Raw genomic sequence first — 12,587 nt, forward strand, 5'->3', positions numbered from 1 at the left:
GCTTCCATCGGCCAGGTCATTCCGATTCCGGCGTTGTTGACCAACGCCGCGATCCCGTCGTCGCCAACCGCACCGGCTACTTCCGCGGCGGCTACTTCGATGGACGCCTCGTCGGTGACGTCGATGATCAGTGGTACCACCTGTCCGCCGGTGCGGCTGGCCTCCTGGACTAGGGCTTGGCCGTCTTGCCTGCGCCGGACCCCAGCGAAGACGCAGTAACCCTGCGCCGCCAGTCGTAGCGCGCATGCCCTGCCGATCCCGCTGGACGTTCCGGTCACCACCGCCGCGGGGCGCCGACCTTGTGTGAGTGTTGGCCGTGTGCCGTCTTGTCTGGTCATGCCAACAACTGTAGGCCAACAAACGTTGGCTTTCAAGTGTCGGCCGGTTACATTCTCAGGTCTAGGGGGCCGTTTTGCGCACCGTGGGTGATTAGAGCTTGCTCAGCTCGCCAATCGTTTGAATTTCTGCGTCTCGGTACGGCCTGCCATCGGGTTGAAGCAGGTCCGCAAACCAGAGCTTCGGTTCCGTTGTGTACGGGTGCTCCCAAGAGTCCCACGGTAAGAAAGTCTGCGTCTTTCCAGCGACCAGCCCCCAATTGATCGCACCAACGTTGTGCCGCTTGGCGATTGGCAGGACTCCATCCACGGTGCTGCCCATCGTCCGAGCCAGATACTCGGTGCAGAGGATCGGACGCCCCAAAGGGGACAGCTCGGCGATCCGGGCCTCGAAGCCTGCTGGTTTGTCGTAAGAGTGAAAGGTGATTACGTCGGAGTTTTTCAGCTGAATTTCAGCGATTTCGCTTCGCTTTGAGGGATCCCCCCAGGCGCCGTCCCACACGCCACTGGTCAACGGTTGACTCGGATCAACCGAATGTGCCCACCCGAACACCAGCGAGAGCAGGTCGGCGACGCGGTCGAGCTTGTCTTTCCTTTCGACGGTCCGATATTCGCGCGCGGGATTGTCGGGCTCATTCCACAGGTCCCAACCCAAAACGCGATCGTCCGTGCGAAATTGGTTCAACACGCCCGTGACATAGTCTCGCAGGGTTCGGCGGTAGTCGAGGTCGTCGAGGTGTTCTGCACCTGGGCTTTGCACCCAACCGGAGTTGTGCACCCCAGGCTTCGGGGGCCGCTGGCGTCCCGGCTTGGGGAATGGGTCCCAACATGAGTCGAATAAGACAAACATGGGTTTGACGCGGTGGCGTGCCGCAATGCCGACGAATTCCGCCAGACGTTGTTGAAATCCTCGTTGATCTTGGGCCCAAAGCTGATCGTGGAGGAAGACCCGCACCGTGTTCAGCCCGCGCAGCTGCGCCCAGCCGAGCTCGGTATCGATGCGCCGGGGGTCAAAAGTGTCGGCCTGAAACATCTCGAGCTGGTTGACGGCGTTCGAGGTGATGTAGTTGGCGCCGACGGGCCATCCCTGCGCTTGATACCAGCGGTTGGCTCGCTCAAATGACCAGGGGTTTTGCTCCGCTGCGGCGCGGGGCGTCGGGGTCAGCGTGATGCCGGCCGCGGCTAGCAGCGGTAGCTTCAGCACCGTTCGACGCCTCACGCACCGACCATAGGAGATCCGTCGCGACGCGTTATGAAAAGTCCTTAAGTCTGTGTCAGCGGCGGCCGATCGAGTTCGTCGAACCTGGCGAGTGCGGCGCCGAGGTCTGTCTCGTCGAACATCTCACAACGGTTGATTTGGTCTCCTTCGAGCGTCGAAAGGGTGATTCCCCGCCACTCGGCATCGAAGCCCTCTTGTGACGTCCCATGCGACGCCCAGGTCACAAGCGCTCCGAGATCGGTCAGCCGATGGACAACCTCGATGTGCGTCTTGAAGTCCGGTGTGACATCCCATATTGCACGGACGTAGGGGAGTACCTCGCTTCCGAACGCTATCCCGCGCCGGTGGTCGATGTTCACGCAGTCGGGCGTCGTCGCAGGAAGTTCGCCTCGACTGAGCGCGACATAAGCCTGCGCGACAACTGACCACGTGTGTGAGTGGGCAGCCGCTTCCCCGATGAGGTACCGCGCGTCGAGTTCCTCTAAGGCGCCGTCGATTTCATCGGGATCGAAAACTACTTGGCCGCGCATCAAATTGTTCTCGTCCACTTCCATGACGCACAGGGCCTCCCAGGTGATTGGTTGGTCGGTCTCATCGATGTCGCGGATGCGATGGCGGGTCAGCGAAAGGTGCGATCCTCGGATCGCGATCGGATCTATGCTTAATCGCCAACTGATATCGGCCTGGAACAGAATTTGGACGTTTTTCCAGACTGCTAGCCCATCAAGTGTGGCGCGCAAGCCCTTTCGTCGGTCCTCCAATCGGGTGTCCTCGGTCATGAGGGCAAGGAAACCGCTCATGTCGCGGCGGTTGTATGCGTCGACCAGGCGCACCCAGGTGCGGGTCGAAGCATTCTCAAGCGGGGAAGCCGCCTGTCGATCAAGCTCATCCAATCTCGCGAGGGCGGCGTCGAGGTCTGTCTCGTCAAAGAGCTCGCAGCACTGGATTAGATCGCCTTTGACAATTGGGACTTGGATCATTCGCCATTCGGCTTCGAAGCCCTCTTGCGAGATCCCATGGCCCTTCCAAGTGACAACAGCGCCGCGGTTGCTCAGCCGATGCGCCGCCTCAATGTAGATGCTGAGGTTTGGCATCAGGTCCCAGATGGCGCCGATGGACGCATAGATATTGGTGTCGCCCCCGCTCCTGGGCGCGAACGGTGTACCGCGCCGGTGGTCAATCACAACCCAGTCCGCAGAGGGCAACTCGTGCCGGTTGAGCGCGGCGGTAGTGCTTGCGATCACCGACCATGTGTGCGCATGCGCGGCCGCTTCTCCGACGAGATAACGTGCGTCGAGCTCGTCCAACGCCGCGTTGATGTCGTCGGGGTCGAAAATCACTGAGATGTTGACTAGTCCATCGGCACTGAGTTCGGTGAGCATCAAGTGCTCGTTGGTGATTGGCCGGTCCACTTCCTTGATGTCGCGGTATTGGTCGCGGGTCAGCGCTAGGCGGGATCCTCTGATGGCGAGCGGCGCAACTTCCAACCGCCATCCCTTCGGTGCTTCGAAGATTCCACGCACAAGTTCCGGTCGGCTCGCCAAGCCTTCATCGCGCAACCCCCTACGCCGGTCGTCGTATCGTGCGTCGTCAGTGGCTAGCGCTAGAAGGCCTTCGACGTCACGGAGATTGAAAGCCTCGGCGATGGATGCGCGAATCCGCGTCGCGGCGTTTTCGAGCGGGGGAGCCGGGCGAGCGAGCTCGTCGAACCGCGCGAGCGCGGTGGCGAAGTCTTCCTCGTCGAACATCTCGAACCGGCAGACCTTGTCGCCGTCGAAAGCGAAAAGGGCGACCTCGCGCAATTCGAAATCAAAGCCTTCCTGCGAAGTCCCAGTGACTACCTCTGTGATGACGGCCCCAAGGCTGCTCAATCGGTGCACTGCTTCGATGTGTCCCTTGATGTTCGGGGCGATGTCATAGGTAGTACGTATGTAAGCGATCATGTCGCCGGGCGCGAAGGCTCGACCCCGCCGATGATCGATGTTGACCCAGTTATCTGTCGTCGGCAGGAATTCGTGTCGGTTGTAAGCGGCTTGCACCCGCGTCATGGCCGTCCACGTTTGCGCGTGGGCGGCCGCCTCCCCGGCGAGATAGCGGGCATCGAGTTCCTCGAACGCGGCGTCGATGTCGACGATATCGAACAGCACCGCAACCACAATGCGCTCGTCGGCGTCGGTCCCGACCACGCGGAGTACCGGGTTGAAGAACGCCCCAGGCTGCTGGTCGGGGCCCGATAACTGGACACGATGCAGCGCGAGGCGCTCCCCGCGGGTAGCGATGACAGTCGGCGTGACACTCGTGATCCCGAGTTCGGCTGTCACCCGCAGATTTTCCAGCTCGGCATCGCGGCCGCGGCGGATTCCATGCCCCACGAGCCGACGTCCGTCCTCGTCGACGATGCCGTGGCTTATTGTCTCGGCGACGGCGGCCCAATTGCGAGCCATGAAGTGCTTCCACAAGCGCGCGTAGGTTCGGCTTGCCGCATTCTCGAGCCGCGGCGCCTGCGTGTGCAGTTCGTCGAACCTGGCGAGCGCGGCGTCTGTGTCTGCCTCGTCGAAGATCTCGACGCGGCTGTAGAGGTCGCCTTCGACTATGAACATTTCGATGATTCGCAATTCGGCGTCAACGCCGTCTTGCGTGGTCGCTTTCAGCACCTGCGTGGCGACGGCTCCGAGTTGGTCCAGCCGATGCACTGCCTCGACGTAGGTGCTGGCGGCCGAGGTGATTTCCCAAAGCGCATGAAGCGACGCGGCCAGGTCAACCCCTTCGATCGATACGAGCGGTCGATGATCGATGTACACATGATTCGAAGTTGTCGCGGGGAGTTCGTGCCGATTGAATGCGGCGTGGGCGGCCGCAATCACCGACCACGTCTGCGCGTGTCCGGCCGCTTCGCCCGCGACATAGCGGGCTTCGAGTTCGTCGAAGGCTGCATCAATGTCATCCGGATCGAACTGGATCGCCGACGTGAAACGGTTGTCGGCGTCGATCTCGACGATGTTGAGCATCTCGACACTGAACGCCTCTGAATCCCGGTCACCGCCTGATACGCGGGTACGAGTGAGCGCGAGGCGTTCTCCGCGCGTCGCAATGACGACCGACTGAATGTTTTTGACCCCGAGGTCAGCAACGGCCCGCATATTCGCGATCTGGGCATCCCGGCCGTGTTGGATCCCGCCGCCTACTACTCGACGGCGATCGTCGGTGGAAACATCGTCGGCGAGCAGCTTCGCAATCGCGTCCCAATTGCGGGCCGCGAGGTAGGTGTTGGAGCGGTCGTATAGTCGGCTCGCCGCGTTCTCGAGTCGCGGCGCCTGTGGGTGTAATTCTTCGAATCGCGCAAGGGCTACGTCGAGGTCTGCCTCGTCGAAAACTTCGGCACGGCTAAGCAGGCCACCTTCGACTGTCTGGACTTCGATCATTCGCAACTCGGCGTCGACACCGTCGTTCGAGGTTCCTTTGTGCACCTGTGTGTAGACGGCTCCGAGTTCGTCCAACCGATGCACCTCCTCGACATAGACGCGGTAAGCGGAAAAAAGCTCGAACACTGCACGAATCGATGCGGCCAGATCAGCCCCTTCGATTGATACGAGCGGGCGATGGTCGATGTAACCCGGATTGGGAGTCATCGGTGGAAGTTCGCGCCGATTGACCGCGGCCTGGATACCTGTAATCACCGACCAGGTATCCGCGTATGGTGCCGCTCCGCCGGCGACGTAGCGGGCGTCGAGCTCAGCCATCGCCGCATCGAAGTCGTCGAGGTCCAATGCGAGGCGGGTCACGATCCGTTCGTCGGCGTCGATCTCAACGACGCCGAGCACCTCGGCAACAACCACCTCGGATTCCTCATCTCGGACCGAGATGCGATCGCTGCTCAGGGCAAGGTGCTCCCCACGTGTCGCAATAACCATTGAGACCCATGACGAAAGCCCGAGGTCGGCAGACGCCCGCATACTCGCGATCGTGGCGTCTCGACCGCGCCGTACCCCCGCACTCACGACTCGACGGCGATCGTCATTGAAAATGTTCTCCGCCAGCATCTTCGACACGGCGTCCCATTCGCGGGCGAGGTAGTGCGCCAAAAGGCGTTCGAACACTCTGCTTGCCGCGTTTTCGAGCGGCCGCGCCTGTTGGTGCAGTGCGTCAAACCGGGCTAGTGCGGTGTCGAGGTCTGCCTCGTCGAAGCATTCGACGCGGCTGAGGAGATCACCTTCGAAGGTGACTATTTCGGTGTATCGCAGTTCGGCGTCGAGGCCCTCTTGCATGGTCGCGTGCACCACCTGGGTGACGACGACTCCGAGTTCGTCCAACCGGTGCACTGCCTCGATGTAGGCGCTGAAAGCCGAAGTGATGTCCCACATTGCACGAAGAGATGCGGCCAAATCAACACCCTCGATCGATACGAGCGGGCGATGATCGATGTAAACCGAATCCGGAGTCGTCGCGGGCACTTCGCGCCGATTGACTCCGGCTTGGGTATCTGCAATCACCGACCACCTGTGCGCGTGGGCGGCTGCCTCACCGGCGGCGTAGCGAGCGTCAAGCTCGGCGATGGCTGCATCGAAGTCGTCGGCGTCGAATATCACGCGTGCCAGAACTTGGTTTTCGGCGTCGATCTCCGAGACGCATAGCGCGGTGGAGCCCGACCAGCTGTCCTCGATGAAGTAACGGCCGAGGACCAAGCGCTCTCCGCGGGTCGCAATCACCGTGGACGTCATGTTGGTAACCCCGACATCGGCGACCGCCCGCATGTTTGCGATCTCGGCATCTCGCCCACGCCGGGTACCGGCGTTCACTAGGTGACGACGATCATCCAGCAGAATGTCTTCGGCAAACATCTCCGCGATTGCATCCCAGTCGCGGGCTGCAAAGCTGGCTAAGAAGCGTTGCTCCACTTGGCTTGCCGCGTTTGCGGCTTGCCGCGGATAGGGTTGCAGTTCGTCGAACCGAGCGAGCGCCGCGTCGAGGTCTGTCTCGTCGAAAAGCTCGCAACCGCCGATGCGGTCACCTTCTAGGGTCAAGACCTGGATCATTCGCCACTCGGCGTCGAAACCTTCTGGTGAGGTCCCATGTGCCGTGTGCGTGACGACCGCTCCAAAACCGCTTATCCGATGGACCGCCTCGATCCGGATCCTGAGGTCTGGCGTCTGGTCCCAAAAGGCGCGGACCGTGGCGATCATGTTGCTGGAAACGAACAGTGCACCTCGACGATGGTCGACGACGGCCCAGTCGGCCCCGGTGAGATCGTGCCGGTTGAAGGCGGCGTAGGTATCGGTGATGGCTGACCACGTGTGCGCGTACGGCGCCGCTTCACCTGCGAGGTACCGAGCGTCAAGTTCGGCGAAAGCGGTGTCGATGTCGTCGAGGTCGAATATGACGGCCGCTGCTACCCGTTCGTCGGTGTCGAATTCAAGGACTTGCAGCACATCGAATTGAACCGCGGCGGGGTCGGGTCCTGAGGCGCGCCAATGGGTGAGAATGCGGCGCTCGCCCCGGCTCGCAATAATGTCCACGCTGGCGTTTGTCGTCAATCCGATGTCGGTGGCCACCCGCAGGTCCTTGATTGCGGCATCTCGACCGCGATAGACCCCGGCATTGATGACCCGGCGGCGATCGTCGAAGTAGTAATTCTCGGCGAAGTCCTGCGCCATGGCGTCCCAGTCGCGAGTCGCGAAGTGCGTCAGGAAACGTTCCGCTACAGCGCTTTTAAGCTGGGGGGAGCGCGGCTGCAGTTCCTCAAAGCACGCGAGGGCGGCGTCGAGGTCAGCCTCGTCGAAGATCTCGAGGCGGTGGATCGAGTCACCGTCGAGGGTGAGAATTTCGATCATCCGCCATTCCGCCTCAAAGCCCTCTGGCGTGGTGCCTCCGGCCGTAAGGGTGAAGACGGCTCCGAGCCCGCTTATCCGATGCACCGCATCGATGTGCAACCGGGCGTCCGGTGTGCTGTCCCATACAGAACGAGCCATTGTGGCCAAATCAACCGTCTCGATCCTTTGCACCGGTCGATGGTCCACGAGCACCGAATCCGGCGTCATAGGCGGGTATTCGTGAGGAGTGAATCCGGCGTATATCCCTGCGATGACCGACCACGTATGCGAGTGGGCGGCGGCTTCGCCAGCGAGGTAGCGGCTCTCGAGCTCCTCGAAGGCCGCGTCGATGTCATCGAGGTCGAACAGGAGGCGGGCAGAGACCCGGTTGTCAGCGTTAATCTTGACCAAGCAGAGCGCCTCGCTGCGGAACGACTCTGCCCCTTGGTCTTCAATCGGAAGAAGAACGTGTGAAAGGGCCAGGTGCTCACCGCGTGTCGCTACCGCCGTAGCCATTATGTGCTTCACCCCGACGTCTGCGATCGCCCGCATGTCCGCGATTTCGGCGTCTCGACCGTGACGGACACCGGCATTCACCACTGAACGGCGATCCTCGGAGTAGATGTCTTCGGCCACGACATCCGCCAAGGCGATCCAGTTGCGCGTAGCAAAGTAGGTGAAGACCCGCTCAAGCACTTGACTTGCCGCGTTCTGCAGCCGGGGGGACCCCGGACTAAGCTCCTCAAAGCGGGTGAGCGCGGCGTCGAGGTCAGCCTCGTCGAAGATTTCGCAGCGAGTGATCAATTCGTCCTCGACCATCAAGACATCGATCGCCCGCCATTCGGCGTCGAAGCCCTCTTGCGAGGTTGCAAGGCCCTCATGGGTGATCACCGCTCCGGAATTGTTAAGCCGATGCACCGCCTCGATGTGAATGCTGAGATCTGGTGTCAGGTCCCAAATCCTATGGATACTCGTGGTCATGGTGCTGGACTCAAACGGTGTACCTCGCCGATGGTCGATGATGACCCAGTCCGCAGAAAGGACTTCGTGTCGGTTGAACGCGGCGAAGGAGGACGCCACGACCGACCATGTCTGCGCATAAGGTGCCGCTTCGCCGGCGAGATAGCGGGCATCGAGCTCTGCGAAGGCTGCGTCGGTGTCGTCGAGATCGAACACGACAACCGCTACGATTCGCTCTTCGGTGTTGATCTCGATGACGCTTAGAGCATCGTTTTGAATCGCCTCGGGGTCGCGGCCCGACACGCGGACTCGCGTGAGGGCGAGGCGCGCGCCGCGGATTGCCAATGTGCCCACTGTCTTCATCGTGAAGCCGACAGCAATGGTCGCCTGCGCATCTTTGATGTTGGCATCTCGACCATGCAGGATCCCGGCATTTACCACCCGCCGGCGATCGTCGACGCAGACGTTCTCGGCGGTTATTTGAGCCACGGCATGCCAGTCGTCGGCCAGGATGTACGAATATAGGCACTCGAAAACGCGCGTTGCCGTGTTTTCCAGCCTTGGTGTTGGTGGGCTGAGTTGTTCGAACCTCGCCAGTGCGCCTTCGAGGTCAGCTTCTTCGAACACCTCGCAGCGGCTGATCCGGCTATCTTCGACTGTGAGGAGGTCGATCATCCGCCACTCGGCGTTGAAGCCCTCGGGCGAGGTCCCCCTCACCGCATGGGTGACGACGGCCCCGTTATGGGACAGCCGATGCACAGCCTCGACGTAGATCCTGCTGTCAGGCGTTTGATCCCACACCCCGCGAAGGTATCCGGGCAGATCGGCCGCTTCGACAGTTAAGACCGGTCGATGATCGACGTACACCGAATCGGGCGTCGTTGCTGGAAGTTCGTGCTGATTAAACGCGGTACAGGTTGTTGCCAGCACCGACCATGTCGACGCGTATGCGGCAGCTTCGCCGGCGAGGTAGCGTGCGTCGAGTTCCTCCAACGCGGCGTCTAAGTCATCAAGTTCGAACACTACGAGTGCCGCAATCCGCTCGTCGGTGTCGATCTCAATGAGATGCAAGACTTCGATTCGAATCGCCTCGGGGTCATGGCCGATGGCTTGAGTGCGCGAAAGGATGAGCCGCGCGCCCCGAGTCGCGATGATGGTCGGTGTCAAGTTCGTGAAGCCTACATGCGCGGCAGCTTTCGAGTCTTCGATCTCGGCATCTCGTCCAAATCGGGTCCCGGCGTTCGCGATGCGGCGCCGATCGTCAATGCAAACCTCGTCGTCCAAGATCTCGGCCATCGCATCCCAGTCGCGGCTGGCGAAGCAGCCCAAGAAGCGCTCGTACACTTGGCTCGCTGCGTTTTCCAGCCGAGGTACCGGCCGGCACAACTGATCGAACTTCGCGAGCGCAGTGTCCAAGTCTGACTCGTCGAATACCTCAGCGCGGCTGAGGAGATCGCCATCTACGGTCATGATTTCGACGCCCCGCCACTCGGCGTCGAAGCCCTGGTGCGAGGTTCCATATCCCGCCCAAGTGAAAACCGCGCCGAGGTCGTTCACCCGATGTGGTGTTTCGATGTAGATATTGAGGTTTATGTCGAGGTCCCAACCGGCACGGATGTATTCGATACCTTCGCCGGGTGCAAACGATGCCACTCGGCGGTGGTCGATACTCACCACATCCGGCGTAGACGCGGCGACTTGGCGCCGATTGTGCGCAACCAAGGCGCCGGTGATCACCGACCACGTCGGCGCGTGCGCAGCCCCTTCGCCGACGACGTAGCGGGCGTCGAGTTCGGCGAGGGCGGCCTCGAAGTCGTCAATGTCGAATGTGATCACTACCGCGATCCGTTCGTCCGAATCGATCTGGACGACTTGCAAGACATCGTTTTGGATCGCAGCGGGATCGTGTCCCGCGGCGCGAACACGCGCCAAAGCCAGACGGTCGCCGCGGATGGCCCTGACAGCTACGACCGTTATGGTGAAGCCGATGTCGGCCGCCGCCCGCATTTCCTCGACTCCAGCGTCGCGACCGTGTCGAAGTCCGCCGTTCACCACTCGACGGCGATCATCGATCAACTCATCCTCGGCCACCATCGCGATAATCGCCGCCCAATCGCGGGCTTCGAAGTACTGCCACATGCGCTCGTAGGTTCGGGTTGCTGAGTTTTCGAGCGTCGGCGCCGGATGGCTGAGTTCGTCGAACTTCGCGATCGCGACGTCGAGGTCCCCTTCGTCGAAGACCTCCATACGACTCAGCATTTCGCCCTCGGCGGTCATCAGGGTGACGGCCCGCCACTCGGCCTTAAACCCCTCGCGTGAGGTTCCGTGTCCCACAACAGTGAAGATCGCGCCGAGGTCGTTCACCCGATGTGCTTTTTCGACGTAGATGTCGAGGGATTGGTCGAGTTCCCACCCGGCACGGATGTATTCGATACCTTCGCCAGGCGCAAACGCTGCCGCCCTGCGGTGGTCGATAGTCACCACATCCGGTGTCGTCACAGCGACTTCGCCCCGATTGTGCGCAGCGAAAAAGCCGGCGATTACCGACCAAGTGCGCACATGCGCGGCTCCCTCGCCGGCGAGGTACCGCGCCTCGAGTTCGGCGATGGCGGCCTCGAAGTCGTCGAGGTCGAACACGACGGACGTCGTGATCCGCTCGTCGGCGTCGATTCCGACGATGTTGAGGGCATCGTTTTGAATCGCCTCGGGGTCGCTGCCCGCGGCGCGAACACGCGTCAGGGCAAGGCGTTCTCCCCGGGTCGCTATGACGCCCACCATTGTTATCGTGAAGCCGACACCGGCGACCACCTGCAGATCTTCCATCATTGCGTCGCGGCCGTGTCGGATCCCCACACTCACTACCCGTCGGCGATCGTCGATCGAGACGTCGTCGGCCAGATCTTCAGCCACAGCCTCCCAGTCGTGAGCGGTGAACGCGGGCCAGATGCGCTCGAATACGCGTGTGGCCGTATTTTCCAGCCGCGGTACCGGATGGCTCAGCTGCTCGAATCTCGCGAGCGCGGCATCGAGGTCCGACTCGTCGAAGAGTTCGCCGCGGCTGATGAAATCGCCTTCAACCGTATTGATGTCGACGGTGCGCCACTCGGCCTCGAAGCCGTCTCGCGAAGTTCCAGTCCCTACATGGGTGAACACCGCACCGAGATCGCTCAACCGGTGCACTGCCTCGATGTAAACATGGAGGTCCGCCGCGAGCTCCCATGACGCGTGGAAATAAGCGCTTCCTTCACCGGGCGCGAATGCCGCCGCTCGGCGGTGGTCGATCGTCACACCGTCGGGCGTCATCGCCGGGAGCTCGTGCCGACTGGCCGAAGCGAAGCTCTGCGCGATCATCGACCATGTGTGCTGGTACACGGCCGCTTCGCCGGCGAGATAGCGCGCCTCGAGTTCCGCTATCGCGGAGTCGAAGTCGTCGAGATCGAAAGCGATCATGGCCAGAATCAAACCGTCGCTATCGACCTCTGTAATCGCCAGCGTCTCGCCCCCAAATCCGTCGCGGCCATGGAAAGTCGCGTCGCCGAGGGCCAGATGATCGCCTCTCAGGGCCAGGGGTTTATTCGAGATACGTACGATGCCTAAGGCGGCAACCTCGCGAAGATTGGCGACCTCAGTTGCGGGATCGTTGCTCTCTCGGCGCAGTCCTCGTCGTCGATCATCTAGCAGCAGGTTGTCGGCGAAGAGCGCCCCGATTTCGTCCCAGCAGCTGTCGGCAAAGAGCTCGCTGACCCGAGCGTTGGCCCGAGTTGCGGCGTTCTCGAGCCGCCGCGGCTTTGGTTGTTCCTGCTCGAATCGGGCGTGGATGGCGTCGAGTTCGGCGATCGCGGCGTCGATGTCTTCAACGTCGAACCACATCTGCAACGCGATTCGCCCGTCCTCATCGAGGCCGTATAGCTGGAGAATTTCATCGCGCGGCGCCCCAGGACTGACGTCGGCACTGCTGATCACCAATCGAGCTAGAGCCAAACGCTCGCCTCTCACGGCGACAACGACTTGGTTGAACCGGAAGTGGTCCTTCTGGATAGCGCGTCTGCTCTGCTCGGCCCAGTCGGATGAGGGGAGGTCGCTCTGCTTAAAGCCGACGATCTTGCGGCGACTTTCGACGAGACCGTTGGGCGCATAAAGCTCCTGGACCACGTCCCAGGCCTCGCTATGAATGGCCGCTATCGCGCGTTGACCCACTCGGACGCATGCATTGTCGGGCTCGGCAACTGGCGCATCGGGCGGAGCCGGGCTCGCCGGGGCGGTCGG

General features: G+C 61.7%; 3 protein-coding genes. All 3 read right to left on the reverse strand.

Annotated elements, in window-relative coordinates; translation table 11 throughout:
• The coding region (locus A5652_RS19085; protein WP_156745423.1) for an SDR family NAD(P)-dependent oxidoreductase at window positions 1–338 on the reverse strand (338 nt) is incomplete at its 3' end.
• A 91-nt stretch (window positions 339–429) separates the two neighbouring features.
• Window positions 430–1,554 (reverse strand): 1,4-beta-xylanase, encoded by a 1,125-nt coding sequence (locus A5652_RS19090; RefSeq protein ID WP_067354971.1) that lies wholly within the window; start codon window positions 1,552–1,554, stop codon window positions 430–432.
• Window positions 1,555–1,598: 44 nt separating this feature from the next.
• A complete protein-coding gene (locus A5652_RS19095) occupies window positions 1,599–12,473 on the reverse strand; it encodes a nuclear transport factor 2 family protein (protein ID WP_197514016.1) in 10,875 nt (3,624 codons plus the stop codon).
• Between the last annotated feature and the right edge of the window lie 114 nt (window positions 12,474–12,587).

It is taken from the genome of Mycobacterium sp. 1165178.9 (assembly GCF_001673555.1).
Taxonomy (GTDB): Bacteria; Actinomycetota; Actinomycetes; order Mycobacteriales; family Mycobacteriaceae; genus Mycobacterium.